General features: G+C 71.3%; 17 protein-coding genes. 9 read left to right on the top strand and 8 right to left on the bottom strand.

All coding sequences use genetic code 11. The features are described from left to right. Positions 1-16: 16 nt before the first annotated feature. Together ABH935_RS30350 and ABH935_RS30355 are read right to left on the bottom strand one after the other, a co-directional pair. Positions 17-2,305, bottom strand: coding sequence for a glycoside hydrolase N-terminal domain-containing protein (locus ABH935_RS30350; protein ID WP_370381363.1), 2,289 nt, complete (start codon positions 2,303-2,305; stop codon positions 17-19). A gap of 48 nt (positions 2,306-2,353) precedes the next feature. Beyond that, on the bottom strand, positions 2,354-3,553 hold the full coding sequence (locus tag ABH935_RS30355) for an MFS transporter (protein ID WP_370381364.1): 1,200 nt from the start codon (positions 3,551-3,553) through the stop codon (positions 2,354-2,356). A gap of 176 nt (positions 3,554-3,729) precedes the next feature. On the opposite strand from ABH935_RS30355, the gene ABH935_RS30360 reads away from it, so the two are divergent. Further along, positions 3,730-4,545, top strand: a complete 816-nt coding sequence (locus ABH935_RS30360) for an arylamine N-acetyltransferase (RefSeq protein WP_370381365.1) — start codon at positions 3,730-3,732, stop codon at positions 4,543-4,545. Positions 4,546-5,190: 645 nt separating this feature from the next. Here ABH935_RS30360 and ABH935_RS30365 read toward each other — a convergent pair. From ABH935_RS30365 to ABH935_RS30375, 3 genes are all read right to left on the bottom strand, one after another. After that, on the bottom strand, positions 5,191-8,547 hold the full coding sequence (locus tag ABH935_RS30365) for an error-prone DNA polymerase (RefSeq protein WP_370381366.1): 3,357 nt from the start codon (positions 8,545-8,547) through the stop codon (positions 5,191-5,193). 16 nt (positions 8,548-8,563) lie between these two features. Beyond that, complete coding sequence (locus tag ABH935_RS30370; RefSeq protein ID WP_370381367.1) at positions 8,564-10,150, bottom strand: DNA polymerase Y family protein; 1,587 nt, start codon at positions 10,148-10,150, stop codon at positions 8,564-8,566. Positions 10,151-10,264: 114 nt separating this feature from the next. Further along, on the bottom strand, positions 10,265-11,089 hold the full coding sequence (locus ABH935_RS30375) for a hypothetical protein (RefSeq protein WP_370381368.1): 825 nt from the start codon (positions 11,087-11,089) through the stop codon (positions 10,265-10,267). 145 nt (positions 11,090-11,234) lie between these two features. Here ABH935_RS30375 and ABH935_RS30380 point away from each other — a divergent pair, with 145 nt between their 5' ends. From ABH935_RS30380 to ABH935_RS30390, 3 genes are all read left to right on the top strand, one after another. Next, on the top strand, positions 11,235-12,512 hold the full coding sequence (locus ABH935_RS30380) for a hypothetical protein (RefSeq protein WP_370381369.1): 1,278 nt from the start codon (positions 11,235-11,237) through the stop codon (positions 12,510-12,512). Between the two features lie 5 nt (positions 12,513-12,517). Beyond that, a complete protein-coding gene (locus tag ABH935_RS30385; protein WP_370381370.1) occupies positions 12,518-12,874 on the top strand; it encodes a hypothetical protein in 357 nt (118 codons plus the stop codon). 163 nt (positions 12,875-13,037) lie between these two features. Beyond that, positions 13,038-14,609: a metallophosphoesterase gene (locus ABH935_RS30390; RefSeq protein WP_370381371.1), complete on the top strand. Its 1,572-nt coding sequence runs from the start codon at positions 13,038-13,040 to the stop codon at positions 14,607-14,609. A gap of 138 nt (positions 14,610-14,747) precedes the next feature. Here ABH935_RS30390 and ABH935_RS30395 read toward each other — a convergent pair whose 3' ends face one another. Next, positions 14,748-15,776, bottom strand: a complete 1,029-nt coding sequence (locus tag ABH935_RS30395; protein ID WP_370381372.1) for a Ku protein — start codon at positions 15,774-15,776, stop codon at positions 14,748-14,750. Between the two features lie 64 nt (positions 15,777-15,840). Here ABH935_RS30395 and ligD (ABH935_RS30400) point away from each other — a divergent pair, with 64 nt between their 5' ends. From ligD (ABH935_RS30400) to ABH935_RS30410, 3 genes are read left to right on the top strand one after another with little or no spacing between them, the layout of a single operon-like run. Next, a complete protein-coding gene (gene ligD, locus ABH935_RS30400; protein WP_370381373.1) occupies positions 15,841-17,325 on the top strand; it encodes a non-homologous end-joining DNA ligase in 1,485 nt (494 codons plus the stop codon). Continuing rightward, the gene (gene ligD / locus ABH935_RS30405) at positions 17,315-18,193 is read left to right on the top strand and encodes a non-homologous end-joining DNA ligase (protein ID WP_370381374.1); all 879 of its coding nucleotides are present in this window, start codon (positions 17,315-17,317) and stop codon (positions 18,191-18,193) included. The genes ligD (ABH935_RS30400) and ligD (ABH935_RS30405) overlap by 11 nt, the downstream gene beginning before the upstream one ends. Further along, on the top strand, positions 18,190-18,897 hold the full coding sequence (locus tag ABH935_RS30410; RefSeq protein ID WP_370381375.1) for an HAD family hydrolase: 708 nt from the start codon (positions 18,190-18,192) through the stop codon (positions 18,895-18,897). Before ligD (ABH935_RS30405) ends, ABH935_RS30410 begins: the two co-directional genes overlap by 4 nt. 147 nt (positions 18,898-19,044) lie before the next feature. Here ABH935_RS30410 and ABH935_RS30415 read toward each other — a convergent pair whose 3' ends face one another. Then, entirely contained in the window at positions 19,045-19,509 is a 465-nt protein-coding gene (locus tag ABH935_RS30415; RefSeq protein ID WP_370381376.1) for a DUF2690 domain-containing protein, read from the bottom strand. 228 nt (positions 19,510-19,737) lie between these two features. Further along, positions 19,738-20,922 (bottom strand): NADH:flavin oxidoreductase, encoded by a 1,185-nt coding sequence (locus tag ABH935_RS30420; RefSeq protein WP_370381377.1) that lies wholly within the window; start codon positions 20,920-20,922, stop codon positions 19,738-19,740. Between the two features lie 88 nt (positions 20,923-21,010). Here ABH935_RS30420 and ABH935_RS30425 point away from each other — a divergent pair, with 88 nt between their 5' ends. Together ABH935_RS30425 and ABH935_RS30430 are read left to right on the top strand one after the other, a co-directional pair. Continuing rightward, positions 21,011-21,817 (top strand): SDR family oxidoreductase, encoded by an 807-nt coding sequence (locus ABH935_RS30425; protein WP_370381378.1) that lies wholly within the window; start codon positions 21,011-21,013, stop codon positions 21,815-21,817. Positions 21,818-21,886: 69 nt separating this feature from the next. After that, on the top strand, positions 21,887-23,044 hold the full coding sequence (locus tag ABH935_RS30430; RefSeq protein ID WP_370381379.1) for a hypothetical protein: 1,158 nt from the start codon (positions 21,887-21,889) through the stop codon (positions 23,042-23,044).

Genomic DNA, 23,044 nt, shown 5'->3' on the forward strand with positions numbered 1-23,044 from the left:
CCACGACGCACAATACCTAGATCTCTTCTTTCCACGTGTAGGTGCGGCCGGCCTCGGCCTGGAAGCGCATCAGCCCCTTGAACAACCGGCAGCGGATCTGAAGGACCTGGTGCCGATCCGAGGTCAGCGAGACCTCGGTGACCTGCCCATCAGCCCAGGCGATGTCGACGCGGACCGCGCCGCGGGCCCGCAGGCCGGTCACCGCCCCGACCGGCCAGGCGGCAGGCAGCGCGGGCAGGATCCGGATCTCGCCGAGATGGCTCTGCAGCAGCATCTCGGCGATGCCCGCGGCGGCGCCGAAGTTGCCGTCGATCTGGAACGGCGGGTGCGTGTCGAACAAGTTCGGCAGGGTGCTGCCACGCAGCTGCTCGGCGAGCAGTCTGTGGGCGTGGTCGCCGTCCCACAGCCGGGCCCAGAAGTTGACCTTCCAGGCCTTCGACCACCCGGTCCCGCCGTCGCCTCGGGCGTTCAACACGGTGCGGGCCGCGGGGACCAGGTCCTCGTCCCAGAGCCCGTCGATGTCCTGGCCCGGGTGCAGCGCGTACATCTGCGAGACGTGGCGGTGCTGGTTCTCTGGATCGTCGAGGTCTTCCTTCCATTCCTGCAACTGACCCCAGGAGCCGACGCGCAGCCCGGGATCCAGGTCTTCGCAGGCGGCGTTGAGACGGTCGAAACGATCCGTATCGGGCTCGTACACGCCGGCGAGGCCGACCGTGGTGTCGAGCAGCCCGTGCACGATCTGCTGCGCCATCGCCGCGCCGGCCGTGTACTCGCCCTGCTCCGGGGAGAAGCTGGGGTTCACGACCAGCTTGCCGTCGCGGGGATCGCGGCGCAGGTTCGCGAGCCAGAACTCGGCGGCCTCCAGCATCGCCGGATAAGCGCGCTCCCGCAGGAAGTCCTCGTCCATCGTGAACTGGTAGTGCTCCCACAGGTGCAGGCACAGCCAGGCTGCGGCCTCGGGGAACCAGAACGACTCCGGCCAGTCGTGCACGCCGGTGAAGCCGAACGGGTTCGTCTCGTTGTGGACCACCCAGCCTTCGGTGCCGAACATGGTGCGCGCCGAGACCCGGCCCGGCGCGCGCAGAGCCTCGATGAAGTCGAACAGCGGCTCGGCGCACTCCCCCAGCGCGCAGGGTTCGGCCAGCCAGTAGTTCATCTGCAGGTTGATGTTGACGTGGTAGTCGGCGGACCACGGCGGCGTCGGCGAGGCGTTCCAGACGCCCTGCAGGTTCGCGGGCAGGAGGTTCCCGGGGCGGGAGGAGGCGATGAGCAGGTAGCGGCCGTGGTCGAAGAACAGCTGTTCCAGGGCGCGGTCGGCGTCCGGGGTCGAGTCCGGCGTGCCGTAGGCGGCCAGGAGGCGGTCGGTGGGGACGTCGTCCGGCAGGGTGCCGCCGAGGTCCAGGACGACGCGGTCGAACAGGGCGCTGTGGTCGGCGACGTGCGCGGCGTGCAGGTCTTCGTAGGCGGTGGCCGCGGCTTTGGCGACGGCGTCGGCGACCGGACCGGACGGGTCAATTCCGTTGCGGTAGGCGGGATAGGCGGCGCCGTAGTCGGTCGCGGCGGCCAGGACGACGACGATCTGGTCGGCGCCTTCGACGGTGAGGCGGCCTTCGTGCGCGGTGAGGCGGCCGCCTTCCGGGATCACCTTGATCCGGGCGGCGTGGCGTAGGCCGTTGTCGGGCAGGGCGCCGTGGATGACGATCGTGGCGTCCTCGGTGGTGACGTGGGCCGCGTCGATGCCGGGTTCGTAGCGCAGGACGCAGTCGAGGGCACCGGGCCGGTCGACGGCCAGCCTGCCGACGAGGACGCCGGCCGGGTGGCTGACGAAGTATTCGCGGCGGTGGCGCACGCCGTCGGCTTCGAAGGCGACGCCGGCGAGGGCGTCGGAGATGTCGAGGGTGCGGCGGTAGTCCTGGACGCTGTCAGTCAACGTCGGGATGGTGTTCAAGGTCGGGACGGCGTTCAACGTCGGGAACTCGATGATCAGGTCGCCGTAGTTCTGGAAGTTGCCGAAGCCGGTCTTGGGCTGCCCGAGCAGTTCGGTGACGGTCGCCTTGGGCAGGAAGCCCTCTTCGTCGATCCGCCGCCGCACCTCTTCTAGCGCGCCGGGCCGGGGTTCGCGCCAGTCGCCGTGGTCGTAGCCGAGGTGCCCTGGTCCCCCGGTCCAGAGCGTCTTCTCGGTGAACTGGACGCGCTCGGCGGCGACCCCGCCGAAGACCATCGCGCCGATCCGGCCGTTCCCGATCGGCAGCGCCTCGCGTTCCCAGTCGGTCGCCGGGGCGTCGTACCACAGCAGGTGTTCCATAGTCCGCGATCCTGTCGCTGGTACGACGCCTCGTGCCATGCAGTCTTGTCAGGCGTATACCGGAGTTTCGACCGGCCCCTCGGACTCCGGCTGGTGCAGGTAGCGGCGGCCGGCGAGCTGGATGAGCACCGCGGCGCCGATTCCGGCGACGGCGGTCACGGCCGCGGCGGACAGGCCGGCGTGCGCGATCACGAAGCCGCTGATCGCCGCGCCGGTGGCCGCGCCGACCTGGAACAGCGTGATCAGCCAGGCGAAGGCCTCGGTGGCGGTGCCGGTCGGGGCGAACTCGCCGGTAAGCATGAACAGCACGGTCAGCGACGGCGCGAAGCAGACGCCGGAGACCACCATGATCGCCACCATCAGCGGCGGCGCCGGGACCAGGAGCAGCAGAGCGTAGGCGACGCCGAGGCCGAGGCGCAGCGCGAGCAGATGGCTGGTTGCCGAGCCGCGCCACTTGCGCGCACCGTAGACGAGGGCGCCGATCAGCGAGCCGAAGGCGTTGATCGCCATCAGGGTGCCGGCGCCGCCGGGGAACTTGTGGTGCTCGGCGTAGTCGACAAGCACGACGTTCAGCGTGCCGATCGCGACGCCCAGGCCGATCAGCGAGGTCAGCAGCACCACCAGGCCGGGGCTGCGCAGCGGCCCGAGCCAGTGCGCCTCGCGCGGCTCCGGGCGCCACCCGCGCACCGGCCGGGTGGTCGCGACCACCAGCACGCCGATCGCGCCGAGCGCCGCGCCCAGCCACAGCGCCGCCACCGGCGAGGCCCAGGCCACGCAGCCGGCGACGACCAGCGGCCCGGAGACGAAGATCAGCTCCTGTGCGGCGGAGTCCAGCGAGTATGCGGAGGCCAGGCCCTCGGCGGGCACCAGCGAGGGCCACAGGATGCGGATGCACGGCTCCAGCGGCGGCGCGGCGGCCCCGGCCAGCACCACGCCGAGCAGCACGGTCGGCCGGTTCCCGGGCGCCAACGCGAGGATCGCGAAGCCGACGCCGGAGGCCGCGGCGGCGGGAACCAGGACCCTGACTTGCCCGACGCGGTCCACGAGGCGGCCCAGGACCGGGCCGCCGACCGCGGCGGACACCGCGAGGGTGCCGGAGGCGATGCCGACGAAGCCGTAGTCCATGCCCGAGCGGCGCAGGGCCAGCGGGATCATGAGGATGGACATGCCGCCGGGGAGGCGGCCGATGAGGGAGCCGGTGAGCAGGCGGGCTATGAAGGGTAGGCGGAGGAGAGCGAGGTAGCCCAAGGGGGGTCCTTGTGTCGAAACGGCCGAACGATCTAGCCGCGTTCGGGGCAGGGGTTGCCTACGCCTGGCATGGTCTCATATCGGGAGTAGGGGTCAATAGTCGGTTTCAGGCATGACCGGGCCTCGGCCGACACCAGAGTCTTGCGACGGGTGGTGAAAGCTGGCAGAAATGAGCCATGTCGGAGCTTCGCGCGGAACAGATCGCCGCCTACCTCGACCGTATCGGCGTGGCCGGTCCTTTGAAGCCGGACGTCGATACGTTGCACATGCTGCACCGCGCGCATGTGATGACGATCCCGTTTGAGAACCTGAGCATCCACCTGCCGGGCGAGGAGATCTCGCTGGAGCTCGGCGCGCTGGTGGACAAGATCGTGACGCGGCGGCGCGGCGGCTTCTGCTACGAGCTGAACGGGCTGTTCGCGGCACTGCTGGAGGCGGTCGGGTTCGGCGTGGAGAGGCTGGCGGCGCGTACGTACTCTGCGGAACTCGGGGCGTTCACCAACCGGCCCCTGGACCACCTGGCGCTGCGGGTCACCGACGCGGCCGGCGGGGTGTGGCTCGCCGACGTCGGCTTCGGCAAGCACAGCGAGCTGCCGCTGCGCTACGCCGAGCGCCGGGAGCAGCGCGACCCGTTCGGGACGTTCCAGCTCGTGGAGACCGCCGACGGCCGACTCGACGTGCTGCTCGACGGCGCGCCGGAGTACCGCGTCGACCCGCGCGCACTGACGCTGGCGGACTTCGAGATGGGCCGATGGTGGCAGGTCACGGCGCCGACGTCGCTGTTCCGGCGGAACCTGATGTGCTCGCTGCCGACAGCGGAGGGACGGGTGACGCTGAGCGGGCGGAGGTTGCTGGTGACGGATGGTGACGGTAGGCGGGAGCGGGTGTTGAGGGAGGACGCGGGGGTGTTGGCGGCTTATCGGGAGTTGTTTGGGATTGTGTTGGCTGTGGTTCCGACGGTGGTTACGACGGTGGTTGCGACGGTGGTGTGAGGATATTTGCCGGTGCTCCAGCGGCTTGGTGTGCGTGTCGGCGGCGCGTGCTATATCTGTTTATAAGGGGCGATAATTTTCTAACAAAATGCCGCCACGCCCGACTCGCATACCGGGTTGCGTTTGCGGCTGCCGGTTTTCGTGTCCACGACCGCGCGGCGGTCCGAGTCACTGCGCATGTCGTAGGCGGCAATCGTCGGGCGTGGTGGGCACCTTGAGGCCTCCGGCGGGCGCTCTACAGCGAGGGGGCGACCCGCGCGACCTGCTGTTTGGCGGCGGTCCGGGACTGGTCGGCTTTCTATCCGCTGTTGCCTGCGTTGCGCTGGTTGGCGGCGGTCGCTGCTTGTGGTCGCCAGGGTTCTGGGTCCCTCGCCGCGTCGTCGCCGTAAACGGAACCAGCCCGGTTTGGCGGAATCAAGCCGCATCGCTGTTGCTGTGGTACAGCCTCGTCCGGCTTGACACCGCCAAACCGGGCAGGTTGGCAGAGCCCGCCGACGCGGCGAGGGACCCAGAACCAACACCCCGCATGGTCCTTCGGACCCCCTCACCACGCCGCGAGTCGCGCTGACCCGTCACCAGCCGCAGCGCCAAGGCGCCGGTTCTCGCCGGAACCGGCAACCTGGCCACACCAGCAATGCCGGCCCCTCACCGAAAGTCCCGAGCCCTCCGCCCCACCCCCGCCCGCAGTGCCTCGATCCGGCCGGCCACGACGTTCACCGCGCCGTCGGTTCGCTCCAGCGTCCCGTGGATTAGCAGTGCGCCGTGCTCCAGTGCCACGCGCCGCTGTGCCTCCCAGACTGGGGCCGGGCAGATCACGTTGATCAGGCCGGTCTCGTCTTCCATGCTCAGGAAGCAGGTGCCGTGTGCGGTTGGGGGGCGCTGGCGGTGCGTCACCAGCCCTGCGACTCGGACCAGGGTGCGGTTGCGGGCGGTGCGTAGTTCGGCGGCGGGGGTCACGCCGCGCAGTGCCAGGTGGGGCCGTAGGTGGCCGATTGGGTGGTCCTCCGGGGTGGTGCCGGTGGCCCACAGGTCGGCCAGGGTGACTTCGACCGGGGTGAGGGGGTCCAGCTTCGGGAGCGTTGTGCCCGGGGCGGTGCCCGGCAGGTGGCCGGGGGTGGTGCCGGCTAGCGCGCCGGCCGTCCAGAGTGCCTCGCGGCGGTCCAGGCCGAAGCAGCCGAAGGCCCCTGCGGTGGCCAGTGCCTCCAGTGTCGGGCGGGACAGGCCGGTGCGCACGATGAAGTCCTCGATGTCGGTGAACGCGCCGGCGGCCTCGCGCTCGGCCACCACCCGCTCGGCCGCGTCGTCGCCCAGGTCGCGTACGCTGCTCAGGCCCTGGCGGATGGCCGGTTGCGGGATCGGTGAGGCGTGCTGGTGGTGGCGGCGTGATCGGGAGCCGTTTCGGTGCGACGGATCAGGGCTTTGCAACGTGGCTTTCGCCCCGGAGGCGTTCACGTCGACCCGCTTCACCTGCACCCCGTGTCGTCGCACGTCCGTGATCAGCGAGCCGGGGCTGTAGAAGCCCATCGGCTGGTTGTTCAGCAGCGCGGCGGTGAACGCGGCCGGGTAGTAGCGCTTCAGGTAGCAGCTGCACCACACGATGTAGGCCATCGACACCGAGTGCGACTCGGGGAATCCGTACCCTGAGAAGGCGTGCAGCTTGGCGTAGATGTCCTCGGCGACCTCGCCGGTGATGCCGCGCTCGGCCATGCCGGCCAGCAGCCGCCCTCGCAGTTCGGCCATCCGCTCCGGCGAGCGCTTGGAGCCCATGGCCTGCCGGAGCCGGTCGGCCTCGGCGGCGCTGAATCCGGCCGCCGCGATCGCCATCTGCATCGCCTGCTCCTGGAACAGCACCACCCCCAGCGTGCGCCGCAGCACCGGTTCCAGTGTCTCGTGCGGGTAGGTGACGTCCTCGTCGCCATTGCGCCGCCGCAGGTACGGGTGCACGGCGCCGCCTTGGATCGGCCCGGGGCGGATCAGCGCCACCTCGACCACCAGGTCGTAGAAGGTTCTCGGCTTCAGTCGCGGCAGCGTCGACATCTGCGCGCGCGACTCGATCTGGAACACCCCGACGGTGTCGGCGTCCTGGATCATCTCGTAGACGGCCTCCGCCTCGGGGTCCCCGTCCTGCGGCAGGTCGTGCAGGCCCAGCCGGGTGCCGTGGTGGTCGGCGATCAGGTCCAGCGCCTCGTGGATCGCGGCGAGCATGCCCAGGCCCAGCAGGTCGAACTTGACCAGACCGGCGGCCGCGCAGTCGTCCTTGTCCCACTGCAGGACGGTGCGGCCTTCGCGGCGGGCCCACTCGATCGGCACCACCTGCGCCAGCGGTCGGTCCACGATCACCATGCCGCCGTTGTGGATGCCCAGGTGCCGGGGGCGGCGCTGCAACTGCCCGGCCAGCTCCAGCACCTGCTCGGGGACGTCCTGCGAGCCGTCCGGGACGCCCTCGTGCGGTCCGATGCTGCCGGCCCAGGCGTCGACGGTGCCCGGCGAGTAGCCCAGGACGCGTGCCGAGTCGCGCAGCGCCAGGCGGGCGCGGTAGGTGATCACGTTGCAGACCATGGCCGCGCGGTCGCGTCCGTACTTGGCGTAGACGTGCTGGATCACGTCCTCCCGGCGCCCGGCCTCGATGTCGACGTCGATGTCCGGCGGGCCGTCGCGCACCGGGGACAGGAAGCGCTCGAAGACCAGGCCGTGCCGGACGGAGTCGACGCTGGTGATGCCCAGGGCGAAGCAGACCGCGCTGTTGGCGGCCGAGCCGCGGCCCTGGGCCAGGATGCCGTGGGTGCGGCAGAACTCTGCGATGTCGTAGACGATGAGGAAGTAGCCGGGGAACTTCAGCTCCTCGATGACGTCGAGTTCGTAGGCGATCTGCTGGTAGGCCTTGGGATTCCCGCTCTCCGGGCCGTAGCGTTCGGCCGCGCCGAGGTATGTCAGGTGTCTGAGCCAGCTCGCCTCGGTGTGGCCGTCGGGCACCGGGTAGTCGGGCAGCTGTGGGTTGATGGTCTTGAAGTCGAAGGCGTGCTCGGCGGCCAGCTCGGCGCTGCGGACCACGGCCCGGCCGTACTCGTGCACGGGGAAGCGCGCGAGCATTTCGGCGCCGCTGCGCAGGTACGCGGTCGGGGCGCCGGGGAGCCAGCCGTCCATCTCGGCCAGGGTGCGGCGGGCCCGGAGTGCGGACATCGCGGTGTGCAGGCGGTAGTCGGCGGGGCGGGCGTAGTGGACGTTGCCGGTGGCCACGGTCGGCAGCGCGTGGCGGGTGGCCAGGCGGGCCAGCAGGCGGTTACGGGCGTCGTCCAGGGGCTGGTCGTGGTCGGTGAGCTCGACCAGGACCCGGTCGGGGCCGAACAGGTCCATCAGCTTCCTGAGTTCGATGTCGGCCGCCTCGAAGCCGTCCTCGTTCAGGCCATGCCGCTCCAATGCCTGGCGGACGGTGCCCTTGCGGCAGCCGGTCAGTATGGTCCAGTCCCCCTCGCTCGCCGCCTCGGCCAGATCTTCGAGGTCGTAGACCGGCTTGCCCTTCTCCTTGCCCGCCAGCTGCGCCTTGCCGATGGCCGCCGACAGCCGCCGGTAGCCCTCGGCGCCACGCGCCAGCACCAGCAGATGGTGGCCTGCCGGGTCCATGACGCCGGTGCGCGCCGCGGTCAGCTCCAGCGACAGCTCGGCGCCGAAGACCGTGGCCAGGTCGGCGTCCTCGGCGGCCTGCTTGTACTGCATGGCGCCGGCGAAGCCGTCGTGGTCGGTGACGGCCAGGCCGTGCAGGCCCAGCCGGGCGGCCTCGGCGACCAGTTCGGCGGGGCTGGAGGCGCCGTCGAGGAAGGAGAAGTGGGAGTGGGCGTGGAGCTCGGCGTAGGGCGGGTCGAGCTTGGCGGTGCGGCGGGGCGGCGGGGCCGTCGCCGCGTCCGCTTCCGGCTCCGGAGCCGCCTGCTCGGCCTCGCCGTAGCGGCCCCAGGCCAGGCGCTTCTCCAGCTCGCGCCAGGTGATGACCGGGTTGAAGGTGCCCATCAGTCGTCCACCGCCATCAGTCGTACACCGCCTCGACGAACCAGCGGCCGTCCTGCACGATCAGCAGCCAGGCGCGGCCGTCGGCGGTGACGGCCTGGAACCGGGCCCGCCGCACCGCCGCGCCCGGCTCCCACCACCGCTCGGCCAGCGGCCAGGGCCCGGCCCACGACAGGATCCTGAGACGCTCGCCGGTCCCGGACAGCGTCAGCAGCACCGGCCGGGCGGAGATCCGCAGGCGGCCGGAGACGCCGACCGGGTTGCCGGTGGCGTCGGCGACCTCGGCCGGGCGCGGCTCGCGCGGGACGTCGGCGGGCGCCGGCGCCGGGAGCGCGGCCGGCCAGGGCGCGGGCTCGGGGCCGGGATCGGGCGGCGGCAGGTCGCCGTAGGGGGTGCGGACGCCCTGGTCGGCCGGGCTGCGGCCGCCGCCGTCGGCCGGGAGGGTGACGGCGTTCGGGCCGTACATGGCCTGCAGTCGCTCGGCGGCGCGGGCGATGCGGTCCGGGGCCTCGTCCGCGCCCCACAGGCCCGGCTGGACGCCGCGGGCCGGGACGAGGTGGTCGGGGATCAGGCGGAGGCGGGTGATGCCCTGGTCGGCAACAAATGTATGAGGGCCCTGATCATCTGCCTGAAGCTTCGCCTGCCATCCGGACAGCTGCCAGCGCACCCGCTCGGCGACCGCCGTGCTCGACAGCAGCCCCTCGTGCCGCCACAGCCGGTAGGAGACCTCCGGCTCGGCGCCGGGACCGGCGCTGCCATGGATCTCCACCGCCACCCGCACCCCCGCCACCCCGGCCTGCGCGAGCACCGCGTGCAGCTCGTCGGCGAGCGCCTTGGCGGCGAACACGATCCGCTCCGAGCCGTCGGCCGGCGGGTCGAAGACCGCCTCCACGGACAAGTCAGGGCCCTGACGCAGCGGTGCGGGCGGCCGCGCGTCCAGCCCGCGGGCCAGCCGGTGCGCCGCCACGCCGTCCGCGCCGAAGCGTCCGGCCATCGCGTCCGCCGGCAGCTCGGCCAGCCGGCCCAGGGTCTGCACGCCGAGCCGGGACAGCGGCTCGACCAGGTCCGGCAGGTCCAGCACGGTGGTCGGGAACGACGCCAGGAACTCCGCGGTCCGCCCCGGCACCACGCGCGTGTCGGTGCGCGCGGCCAGCGCCGCGGCGAACACCCCGTCGGCGACCCCCACCCCGGCTCCGATCCCCGCGTCCCCGACCCGGTCCCGGATCGCCCGCACCACCAGGTCCTCACCGCCGAAGTAGCGCGCCGGACCGTCCAGCGGCAGCGCCGCCAGGCCCGGCCGGACCACCTCGAAGCGCGGGGTGAAGTCGGCCAGCACGGTCAGCACCGGCTCGAAGGCCCGGGCCTCGGCGGCCTCGTCGCGCGGGTAGAGAAGCAGCCCCGGCGCCAGCCGCTGTGCGTCCCGCGTGCGCTGCCCGCGCCGCACCCCCTCGGCGCGCGCCGCCGAGGAACTGGCCACGATCAGGCCTTTGACGACGACGGCCGCCGGGGTGTCGGGGTCAGCGCCGACCGCCACCACCGGCCAGTCCGGGCACCACACGGCCAGCGCGCGGTCGGGGACGGCGGAGACGGCGGGGCGGGCGGACACGGGTGGCTCCTTTCTTGGACGGTGGACGCTGGATGGGTTCGGGTTCGGGTTCGGTTCGGACTCAGATTCGGTTTCAAGTTCGGGCTCGGATGCGCGGGTAGGGCCGGTTGCCCCCTACGCACTCCACAGCCGCACGACCTCACCGCCGTCCCGGATCTGCGCCGACACCCCGAACCGCTGCTCGGCCCGGTCCCCCGGCAGCCCCGGCGCGTCCGTCTCCGCCGCCCATTCGCGCACCGCCCCGTCGGCGGCCGGCAGCCACAGCCGGGCCGTGCGCTCCCGCCCGGCGGCACCGCGTCCGGCGGCGGTGATCGCGACCCGGCGCCCGGTCAGGTGCCCGGTACCGTCGCCGAGCCCGGACCACGCCGACTCCGTCAACCGCAGCCGCAGGTCGGCGCCGGGCCACTCACCGGCCACCACCAGCGCCGCACCGCGCTGGCGCACCGTACGGCGCAGGCGCGCACCGATACGCCGCACCTGCTCGCCACCGGGCCGCCGCGGCGGCCGCACCAGCACCAGGTCCACCGCACCGGCCAGCACCGCCACCGCCTCGGCCCACCGCTCCCCGGGCTCGTCCAGCATCAGGAAGCGCCCCAGGTCGGCGCCCATCCCCGAAGCCGCCGCGATCCCGAACGCGGGCAGCCCCACCACCCCGCACCACGCCCCGCCCGCCGAAGCCCCGGCCGCCAGCGCCAACGCCAGGTAGCTCGGCGCGTCACCCCACGGCCGCACCCGGTCCTCCACCGCCAGCACCCCGCCGCGCCGCAACACCCCGCCGGGCACCAGCGCCCGCAGCGCCGCCAACACCGGCACATCCGCGACCCCAGCCCCCTCAGCACCACCCGTCCCCGCCGCACCCCCGCCGACCAGCACCCGCAACCGCGCCACGGCCGCGGCGTGCTCCGCGTCGTCCTCGAACGTATGCGCGATCAGTGCCACCCGGCCATATTCGAAGTTCTGTTCGAGAGTGTCAACCGGTGAGCGCCTTCGTGCCGGATCGCAGCGGTCGCGACTACCAGTTGTAGTCGGCGAGCCCCAGAAATCTCGTGGCAGCCTGACCGTGCGGCCGGGATCATCGTCTGCGATGTCGGATGACCTAATCGTTTTCGAGTACGCCGAGCCGGAGACACTTCTCGGGCAGCTGCAGCGTGGCCGGGGACTGGGGGCGCGTCGAGCCTTGGCCGAGCCCGGGGCCGGAGATCTGGTGGTCGGGTGCGTCGTTCGAGACCCCCGATGGGATGCCCAGACCGAATCGCGCGACGAGTATCTCGCGTGCTTGATCCATCGGATGGAGTTACCGCTGGACCCGATCGCCCACCACCTGTTCGGGGAACCGGGGCGCACGGAGCTGCGCGACGTTGAGCTCTCGCTGCAGGTGCTGGCCTGGTTGGTGGAGCTCGAACGAACCGACGCGGCTCCGCTCCTTCGACGCTATGCGGCCGAGGGCAAGTACTGGAAAGCAGCCGTGGACGCGATCTGGAACTGGGAGGTCGCAGAACTGTGGGACGGGCTGGATCAAGAAGTCCTCGCCCGGTTGGACGATGAGGAACTCGCCGAAGCGGCTTATGGCTGGGGACCGTGGCCGATCTGGGCCCGCTCCCATCAGCGTGTTCGCACGGTCCTTGACGGCCGCGCCGAGGCACGGAGGAACCGTCCGGGACCCGAAGCGATCAAGGACCTGAGCTCGGAAGCAATACTCGACGGGATCAAGGCCGGCAACAGCCCGAGGCGCTGGATGGAGCTGCTGGAGCTGGCGGGACGGGGCGAGCTCGCTCTCCTGGACTTCGCCGAGAACGCGGAGCTGCGCAGCTCCGGTGCGATCCCGAACATCGCGGCGGCGCTCCGAGGCCTCGGCGGCGCGGCGGTCAACCGGGCCCGGGAGTGGGCAGCAGGCACTGACCCAGAGCTGCGCCGCCTGGCCGTCGATGTCCTTGCCGCCAACGGAGATGGCGCGGACGTCCCCGTTCTGATGAACTCGCTCGCGACGGCGTTGGCCGATGAGGACTGGTGTGGCCTGGAGACGCCCGCGAAAGGTCTCGGCCGCTTGGCCGTCGCCGACGCGGCAGATCTCCTGGTTCGAGCGTGGGAATCGACGGTGCATTCCTATGCACGGGTCGCCTTGTTCCAGAGCTTGACCGGCTGTCTGCCCGCGGGGCTCGACCGCTTCGCCGTCGAAGGACTCGACGATTGCGAAGTGGCGGTGCAGGAGATGGCGTGTTTCAAAGCTCCTGCGACCCCGTCGGTGATTGAGCGGCTACGCGAGTGGCAAACAGGCCCGGACAACTCCGATCGTCGCGACTGCGCGGCCATCCGGCTCGAAGAGATCGAAAACCTGGCTCGCGCCAGCCATCCGCGCAGGTGAGCGAGATGGATCCCTTGGTGCCGGTGCTTGCCGGGCTGGTCGTGGACATCGTGTGGTGGCTCGACAGCTGCGGCGACGAGGAGGTCGACCCGCACTCCGCGGTGAAGATGATGGAGAACGTCGCCTGGATCATGGGCGAGCTCCCGGCAGATCAGCAGCAGCGCTTGATCGAGATCCTGGGCGAGTTGGCTGATGCCGAGGACGACCCGGCACGGGCCAGTCAGCTGCGGTCGTTCCCCTTCGCCTGCGGACTCGTCGAGGACGAAACGACATCTCGCACTGGCTACCCCGTGAGGCACGTGGGCCATCCAGGCATGACGGTACGATCAGGCCGCCCAGTCTTGCGGCCCGGTACGCCATGAAGATACGTACCAATTCGCCAAGTAACCCTGGGAGAACTCGCCAACTACGGCTTGGAGCCCGTCGCTCCGCCGCAGATCGCCTGCTTCCCGCTCGCCGAAGTCTTCCGAGAGTGTTCGCCGAGGGCCCCCGACCCATTAACAGGGCTCTGCCATGCTGACCGCCATGACCGATCCGGCTGTCCAGGACTGCTGTGGGTTCACCCGTCGCGACCTCGTCCGGCTCGCCGCCGGGGCTGGGGCGGGGCTGGTTCTGCCGGGGCTGCTGCCCGCGCCGGCGGCGGCCGCGGCCGCGCAGGGCGTGTTCCCGCAGGATCTGGAGATGGTGACGGTCACCGATACCGGCTTCGTGCTGACCTGGTACACCGCCGGCGGGCCGACGCCGGCGATTCCGTATCAGCCCGGGCAGGAGCCGGCGCCGGTGGCCTGCGACGGGGTCGTGCGCTACGGCACGCGTCCGGATCGGCTGGACCGGGTGGCGGTGCAGCGGCACGGCGACAGCGCTTACCACCAGGTGGAGGTCGTGGGGCTGCGGCCCGGGACGACCTACTACTACCGGGCCCTGTCCGCGAAGGTGCCGGCCACGCCGCGGATGCTGCCGCAGCTGACGTTTCCGCCCGGCGGCCTGGTCATCCCGCCCAACCCCACCAACAGCCAGCTGCTGGCGATCCTCGCGCGGCTGCTGTCCTCCGGGATCGTGCACTCCGCGGCTCCGGGGCAGGTCACGACCCTGGTGCCGCCGCGTGGCCGGCACCTGTTCTCGCTCGCGCTGGCCAACGACCTGCACATCGGCGAGACCGTGAGCGGGCTGGCCACGGCGAGCTTCCCGCCCGGGTTCAGCCAGGCGCCGGGCCTGCCGCCGTATCCGGAGGTGATGGCGGAGTCGATGATCGCCGACGCCGGCCGGCACGGCGCCGACGTGCTGCTCGTCGCCGGCGACCTCAGCTCCGCCGCGCTGCCGGCCGAGCTGGCGGGCTCCAAGCACCTGCTCGACCGGTTCGGGCACCTGACGCTGGCCGGGCGCCTGGACGCCGGCCGGTACGTCGTGGCCCGCGGCAACCACGACCAGCCGAAGACCGGCGCCGGGTACCAGACCTGCCCCGCGGTCGGCGACACCGGCTACAACGACTGTGTACCAACCGTCTACGACCTGCCGCAGGGCCGGCTCACCAGCACGCACCTGGCCGGCCTGCGCATCATCGGCCTGGACACCACGACGCTGAACACCCCCGGCGGCGCGCTCGACGACGCGCAGTTCGCGGAGCTGACCGAGATCCTGGCCGACGACCCGCACCGCCCCACGCTGGTGTTCGACCACCACCCCGTCACCGACGCCTCGGCGGTGTCCACGATCGCCGGCCCCGCCTTCGACCTGGCGCGCCCCGACGCCGCCCGGCTGGAGGCGCTCTACGCCAGGACACCCGGCGTGTTCCTGCACCACGCCGGACACACGCACCGCAACCTGCGCACCACCTCCCCGGCAGCGCCCGGGGTCGACTTCCTGGAAGTCGCCGCGACCAAGGAGTACCCGGGCGGGTTCGCCCTGCTGAAGGTGTACGAGGGCGGATACATGGCCAACTTCCACAAGTCCTCCAGCGCCCTGGCCCGGCAGTGGAGCCAGACCACGAGCGGTGAGTACCTGGGCCTGTACCCGGCCTACACGCTGGGCTCGGCCGCGGACCGGAACCACGTCGCGAGCCGCGACTTCGAGCGGCTGTCGGCGGTGCACGGGCACTGATGATCGCCCGCGCCGTGGCCGCCTGCCACCGCGAGCCGACCCGCCTGGCCGTGGTCGTGCCTTAGGCCAGCGCCCGGCCGCGGACAAGTCAGGGGCGCCGATAATCGCTCGACACGCAGCTGAGCGCTACCAAGCGCCTCAAGCACTGCGCCGCGTAGAAGTCGACTTCGTCGCCGGCTTCTTCCGCGCGGGCTTGTGCAGGTCCGCGGTCTTCGCCGCACCCCGCGCACCCTTCGCGGCCCGCGCCGGCGTCGCAGCGCTCTTCGATGCTGCCGCCGACCCCGACCCCGACCCCGACGCCGAAGCCGCCGTCTTCTTCGCCGCCGCGGTCTTCTTGGCCGCGGCCTTCTTCGCCGGCGCCGCGGGCTCCTCCGAGGCGCCCGCGCCGCCGCGCGTCTTCTTCGCCGCCTCCACGCTCGCCTTCAGCGCCGCCATCAGGTCGATCACCTGCGCGCCGCCCTCGGCTGGGGCCGGGGGCGTGACGACCTCGCGGCCGGCCACCTTGTTCTCGATGATCTCCTCCAGCGCCTCGCGGTAGTTGTCGTGGTAGTCCGCGGGGTCGAAGTCGGTGCTCAGCGAGTCGATCAGGAGTTCGGCCATCTTCAGCTCGGCGGCCTTGGGCTCGATCTTGGACTCCAGGAAGTCGAAGTCGGGCTTGCGGACCTCGTCGGCCCACAGCATGGTCTCCAGCGTGAGCACGTCGTCGCGCACGCGCAGCGCGGCCAGGCTCTCCCGCTCACGCATCGCGAACCGCACCACGGCCACCCGGCCGGAGGCGGCCATCGCGTCCCGCAGCAGCGCGTAGGGCCGTACGCCCAGCTTGTCCGGCGCCAGGTAGTACGACTTCGAATACATGATCGGGTCGATCTGCTCCTCCGGCACGAAGGCCTCGACCGAGATGGTCTTCGCGATCGCCTCCGGCAGCCCGTCGAAGTCCTTCGCGGTGAGCACCACGACGTCGCCGTCCGGCAGCTGGTACCCCTTGGCCACGTCGGACAGCGCCACCTCCTCGCCGTCGAGCTCGCAGACCCGCTTCTGCCGCACCCGGCCGCCGTCGGCGACGTGCACCTGATGGAACGCGACCCGCTTCTCCTCGGTCGCGCCGAACATCTTCACCGGCACCGTCACCATGCCGAAGGAGATGACGCCGCTCCAGATCGCCCGCATGCCCCGACGCTAATTCGGATCATCCGGACTCGCACCCCGGCCGGGCCCGGGATGTCATGGAGCCGTGCCTCCTGCCGCAGCGCCGGAACCCGACCGGCTGCACGAGTACCGCGCCAAGCGGGACGCCGCGCGCACGCCGGAGCCGGTTCCCGAGACGCCGCCGAGGAAGCGGCGGGGCAAGCAGCCGATCTTCGTGGTGCAGGAACACCACGCCACCGCCCTGCACTGGGACTTCCGTCTGGAACACGACGGCGTCCTGGTCTCCTGGGCCCTGCCGAAGGGCGTCCCCACCGATCCCAGAGGCAACCACCGTGCCGTGCGCACCGAGGACCATCCGGTGGAATACGCCGACTTCACCGGCCGCATCCCGGCCGGCGAGTACGGCGCGGGCACCGTCGCCACCTACGACCGAGGCACCTACGTCCCGGAGAAGTGGACCGAGGACGAGATCAAAGTCGAACTGACTGGCGAACGCCTGTCCGGCCACTACACCCTGTTCCGCACCGGCGGCGCCGGCAGCTCGGACTGGATGATCCACCGCGAGAAAGGTCAGGACCCTGACTTCGCCGCGCCCCCGGACAACCTGCGCCCGATGCTGGCGATCCCCGGCACCGCCCCGACCGGCACCGGCTGGGCCGCCGAGTTCAAATGGGACGGCATCAGGGCCCTGTGCCGCGTCGAGGGCGGCCGGGCCCGGCTGCGAACACGCAACGGCAACGACGTCACCGACACCTACCCGGAGATCAAGGCCCTGGCCAAGACCGTCAGCAGCGCCCAACTCCTGCTGGACGGCGAGATCATCGCCCTGGACGACGACGGCAAGGTCAGCTTCGGCGCCCTGCAACCCCGCTTCGGCACCAGCGGATCGGAAGCGACGCGGCTGTCCCGGACGAATCCGGCCTCTTACTTGATCTTCGACCTACTGCACCTGGACGGCCGCTCCACCCTGGAACTCCCCTACCAGGACCGCCGCGAACTGCTGGAGTCCCTGGAGCTGTCCGGACCGCACTGGCAGACGTCGCCTTCGTTCCCTGACACACCGGTCGCCGACGTGCTGAAAGCGGCGCGTCAGGCCGGCCTGGAAGGCATCGTGGCCAAGCGCCTGGACTCGACGTACCAGCCGGGGACGCGGTCTCCGGCCTGGCGCAAGGTCAAGCTGACCGCCACCCAGGACGCGGTCATCGGCGGCTTCACGCCGCTGAAGGGCCACGGCGCCGTTCCCGGACGCCCGCCTCGCGAAGTCGGCGCGCTGCTGCTCGGCATCCCGGACGACGCCGGACACCTGCGCTACGTCGGCAAAGTCGGCAGCGGGTTCACCGAGCACGATCGCAGAGTCCTGCTGGAGGCGCTGTCGGAGCTGGCGACGCCTGAAAGCCCGTTCGCGACGGCCGTGGACGCCGTCGACGCCCGCGTGGCCACCTGGGTCGAGCCGGTCGTGGTGGCCGAGGTGAGGTTCGGTGAGTGGACGATGAAGGGCCGCCTGCGTCATCCGGTCTTCAAGGGCATCCGCCCCGACAAGGACGCCACGGAGGTGGTCCGTGAGTCCTGACGCCCAAGCATCGCAGACCATTGAGATCGACGGCCGGGCGGTGAAGCTGACCAACCTCGACAAAGTCCTGTATCCCGAGGACGGTTTCACCAAAGGCGAGATCCTCGACTACTACGCGCGCGTCGCCCCGGCGATGCTGCCGCACCTGACCGACCGGCCGGTGACCTTCATCCGCTACCCGGACGGCGTGGACGCCTCAGGGTTCTTCGCCAAGCACGCGCCGGCGCACCGGCCGTCCTGGATCCGCACCGCCGACATCGCGGCGACCAGCTCCGGCAAGAAGGTCGAGTACGTCCTCATCGACGACCTGTCCTCGCTGATGTGGGCGGCGAACCTGGCGGCGATCGAGTTCCACGTCCCGCAGTGGCGGGTCTCCGACCAGGAGCACCACGACCTGCTGGTGCTGGACCTGGATCCGGGGGCGCCGGCCACGGTGGTGGACTGCGTGCGGGTCGCGCTGGCCGCCCGCGATCTGCTGTCCGCGCACGGCCTGGAGCTGTCGGCGAAGACCTCCGGCGCCAAGGGCCTGCACCTGTACGCGCCGCTGGAAGGCGTCACCGGCGAGCAGGCCCGCGAGCTCGCGCACACCATCGCCCGAGCCCTGGAGGGCACGCACCGCGACCTGGTGGTCTCCAGCATGTCCAAGGCGGAGCGGCCCGGGAAGGTGTTCGTGGACTGGTCGCAGAACACCCACGCCAAGACCACCATCGCGCCCTACTCGCTGCGCGCCACGCCGCATCCGGCGGTGTCGACGCCGGTGACCTGGGAGCAGTTGGCGGCGGCGAAGAGCCCCGAGGATCTGCGCTTCCCGCCGGCGCGCGCATTGGATCAGGTCGCGCGGTATGGCGATCTACTATCAGGGCTGTGACGCAGACTCCTCAGGTTCCCCAGGCACCCCAAGTTCCGAAGGCACTTCTGCTCGACTCCGGCGGCGTCCTGATGCAACCCATCGGCGGCCGGTGGAATCCCCGCGCCGACTTCGAGGCGACGGTGAAGGCGCATGTCCCGCACGTCACCGACGAAGAGCTGGCCGAAGCTGTCCGCGAAGGCGACCGTTTCATGGCCGCCAGCACTTCCACCCCGGACCACGACGACTACCATCGCGCGATGCTGACACACGTCGGCCTTCAGGCGTCACCGGAGCTGTTGGCCGCGCTGGTGCGGGACGTCCCGCCGGAAACCCTCCTGGAGACCTTCCCCGAGGTCATCGAGACCCTGACGGAGCTGCGCGAGCGCGGCGTCCCGATGGCCGTCGTGTCCGACGCCTGGCCGAACCTGCCCGATCTGCACGCCGCCATCGGCCTCGGCGGTTTCTTCGACGCCTACGCGATCTCGAAAGTCCTCGGCTGCACCAAGCCTGATCCGCGGATGTACCACCACGCCAGCGAAGCCCTGGGCTTGGCACCGGCCGACTGCCTGTTCGTCGACGACGATCCGGAGCTGGTCGCGGCCGCCATCGCGCTGGGATATCAGGGCCGCGCGATGATCCGGCCGGACGATTCCAGGACGACGCCGGAGGACGTGCACGTGCCGGTCATCAGCTCCCTGACAGAGCTGCTGCCCCTGATCTGAGCACCTGTGACCACAAAGGTGCGGGGCGGGCCGCCAATGTCGTGCGGCCCGCCCCGCTTCTGGGGGGAAAAGTCCTCCGGTCCGGTCACGCGGCGCCAAACCGCGCGGCCGTCACTGCCTCCACTATGCGCCTGGTTGCGCCCGCCGTCATCCGCACGAGGTGGTGGCGGTGGCCCCGTTGACGGTGCCAGTCGCCGAAACGCACAGGTCGCGGCCGAAGATCATCGGCGTCCAGAACACGGCGCCCTTGCCGCTGGCGGACATCTTGGCGCCGTCGGAGCGGGTGGCCGTGGCGGCCAGGTTGGCCGTCCCGACCGCGGAGACCACGCGGGCCCAGTTGTTGCCGCAGTACGGAGACCACCGTAGTTCGACCCAGCCGACCTTCTTGCCGTGGCTCATGATGTTCGCGGTCCGGATGTTCCGAGCCTGGAACGTCTGCGAACAACCGGTGGCCTGCGGGTCCTTGCCGTTGCAGCCCTTGTTGCTGCAGCTGGCCGGGGCCTTGGCCGGCGCGTGCGCGGCGGTGGCCGCGGAGGCCGCCAGCGGGGCGCTGGCGAGGGCGAGCGCGCCGAGTCCCACACCGATCCGGGAAGCGATTCGACCAGAGATCATGATTCCCCCTCGGGGGATTCAGAAAGCGCCGTCGCGGCGAGAGGATATCCCGCCGACCCGAGGCGACGCCTGGTGTCGAACACCTCCGCCATCCTTGCTCCGGGCCGCCGAGGGGTGGCGAGCCGCCATGCGCCGTTCGGGGGACGCTGAGCGTGCGGTCGAGCGGCCGGTGCGCCACGGCCCCGCCGCAGGTTGAAACGTCAATCGGAAGGAGCCTTGGGGCAGACGTCACCCGATCTCAGGGCACCGAGTCCCGGTGTAGATCGTCGGCATGCAGCGATTGCAGTGGATGCACAGCGACGGCGTGGAGGCGTCGGCGGCGATGCGGTTCACCAGATCCGGTTCGCGCAGCAGGGCACGCGCCATCGCCACGTACTGGAATCCGGCGACCATCGCCCGGTCCATCGTCGCGCGGGTCGTGACGCCGCCGAGCAGGATCAAGGGGAGCGTGAGTTCGGCCCGAAAGCGCAGCGCGCGCTCCATCAAATACGTGTCCTGATAGGGATAGGCGCGCAGGAACTTCTTGCCGAACAAGCGAATTCCGAGCCGTGGCAGCGGCGGGAACTGCGCGGCGAACTCCCGCAACGGCACGTCCCCGGTGAACAGGTACATCGGGTTCATCAGGGAACTGCCGGCAGTCAGCTCCAGCGCATCCAGTGTGCCGTCTTCTTGCAGCCACTGAGCGACCTGCAAGCTGTCCTCAATCCGCAGGCCGCCGGGATAGCCGTCCTCCATGTTCAGCTTCGCGGTGACCGCGATCCGGTCGCCGACCTCGTCCCGGACGGCGCGCGCCAAGCCCAGCGCGACTTTGGCGCGGTTGGCGAGCGGGCCGCCGTACTCGTCGTCGCGCTTGTTCAGGCGCGGGGAAAGGAAGGCGCTGGCGAAGTAGTTGTGGCCGAGGTGGATCTCGACGGCGTCGAACCCTGATTCGACGGCGAGCCGGGCCGCCCGGGCGTGATCGGCGGTGATCCGCTCGATGTCGGCGGCGCTCGCCGCGCGGGTGCGGCGGAAGCTGATCGGGTTCAGCATCGGCGAGCAGGACAGGGCCGCGGCACGGTTCGAGCGCGCGTCGGCCACCGGTCCGGCGTGCCCGATCTGCGCCGAGACCGCGGCGCCCTCGGCGTGGACGGCGTCGGTGAGCGCGCGCAGCCCCGGCACGGCCTCGGGCCGCCAGTGGATCTGCCGACGCTCGGTGCGTCCCTCCGGGGAGACGGCCAGGTAGGCGACGGTGGTCATGCCGACGCCGCCGGCGGCCGGACGCCGGTGGTAGGCGATCAGCTCGTCGGTAACCAGGCCATGCGGGGTGGCGCCCTCGAAGGTGGCGGACTTGATCACGCGGTTGCGGAGCCGAACCGGCCCGAGGGTCGCCGGGGCCAGGACGTCGGGCGTATCAGGGGCAGCGGGGGTTATCACGGCGCGGACCATAGAGCGGCGCCCGCGAACATGCCAGAGACATTGAGGGCTCTTACATTCAATACCGATCCGGCATACGCTCCGCGCCATGTCCACCATCGCCATCACCGGCGCCGCCTCCGGCATCGGCGCGACGCTCGCCGCCTGGCTGGCCGACGACGGCCACCGGGTCATCGGCGTGGACCTGGCCGGCACCGAGGTCGAAGCCGACCTGGGCACCGAGGAGGGCCGCTCAGCCGCGATCGCCGCCATCACAGAACACTGCGACGGTCGCCTGGACGGCCTGCTCCCCTTCGCCGGCCTGGCACCGGCCACCGGACGCCCCGGCTCGCTGCTGGTCTCGGTGAACTACTTCGGCGCCATCGCCCTGCTCGAAGGCCTGCGTCCGGCGCTGAAAGCCGCCGGACGCGGCGCGGTCGTGCTGCCGTCGTCGAACTCCACCACTTGCCAGCCGGGCTGGCCGGTCGAGATCGCAGAGGCCTGTCTGGCCGGCGACGAACCGACGGCCCGGGCGCTGGCCGACACCCACGGCGACCTCGCCGCGGTGCAGGCCTACCCCGCCACCAAGGCCGCGCTGGCCTGGTACGCCCGCACCCGAGCCGCCGACTGGATCGCCGACGGCGTAAGGCTCAACGCCGTCGCCCCCGGCATGATCGACACCCCGATGACCCGCGCCAACCGCACCGACGACCTCACCGCCGACGGCATCGCGGCCTTCGAGAAGGCCATCCCGGCAGGCCGCCCCGGACGCCCCGAAGAGGTCGCCGCCGCCGTGGCGTTCCTGCTGTCGCATCAGGCCTCTTTCATCGTCGGCTCGGTCCTGTTCTGCGACGGCGGAACCGACGCGATGCTGCGCGGAACGGACTGGCCGGCGCCCCGGCACCCGGCACGGTAGCCGATCGACAACTGCGAGCAACCCGCGAGGTCTGGCAGAGATGGATCATCACCAGTAGCCTTCGGCAGCATGGCTTTCGGGGACTACAGAGGCGCAGATGACGACGACCGACGCCGCCGCCGCGCGCTTGCGCGCCGTGAGGCGTCCCGATCGCGTCGCATACCCCTGATCCGGTGGCTGCGGCCGCTGCCGCGGCTGCGTCGGCGCGCGCCGGACCCGCGCTGGATCACCGGGCTGGTCGTGGGTCTGGCCGCGATCCTCACGCTGGGCTGGATCGGCCGCACCGTCGCGCCGTACTGGCCGAACTTCGCGCTGAACACCGCCGCCGACCTCATCGGCGCGGTGTTCACCATCTACGTGATCACCCCGATCATCGAGCGCGCCGGGCAGGGCGGCGTCCGGGAGCACGCCGAGCTGGACTACTCGCAGTTCCTGGCCCACGCCGGCCGCGCGACCAGCGTCGTACGGATCCTCGACACGTACTCGAACCTGCTCGCCGAGCCGTACGCGCAGCGCTTCGAGGCGATGGTGCGCGCGGCCGTGGCGCGCGGGGTGTCCATCAGGGTCCTGCTGATCAACCCGACCACCATGGCCGCCGAGCAGCGCGATCTGGAACTGGGCCGGGCCGACGAGCTGGGCCCGATGCTGGAGCGCAACCTGGAGACCGTGGCCCGGCTGCACCGCGCCTTCGAACAGCAGGGCGGCCCGCGCGGCCTGGGCATGGCCGCCGACTTCCAGGTGCGGCTGTACTCCTCCGGTCCGGACATCACGATGTACCGCTGGGACGACCGCGCGCTGGTGTCGTTCTACCCGGTCGGCAAGCTCTCCGGCCGCGCCGAGCAGCTGGAGGTCACCGTCGACAGCGCGCTGGGGTCCTTCGTCAACAACCGCTTCCAGGCGGTCTGGCACGCTGCCGCGCCGCACCAGGCGCTGACCCCGATCACCGTCGCGGACGACAACATCGAGCGCACCTACCTGGTCCGCTTCGTCGACCTCGACGACGGCCGCCGCTTCGTGGCCTCGCGCCGCGTGGAGCGCTTCATGCGGCGGGCGGTCGGCGAGGTCGCCGCCGCCAACCGCGGCCAGGACTACCAGCTGGAGGCCGCCGACCGGCACGAGGTCGGGGCGGTGCTGGACGCGGCGTTCCGGCGGATCTACGGGGAGATCCCCGACACGGCCTATCTCCTGCTGCGGACCTCGGATCCATCGGTCGGCGGCGTCGGGTAG

The sequence above is a fragment of the Catenulispora sp. GAS73 genome (genome assembly GCF_041262085.1).
In the GTDB taxonomy this organism is placed as follows: domain Bacteria; phylum Actinomycetota; class Actinomycetes; order Streptomycetales; family Catenulisporaceae; genus Catenulispora.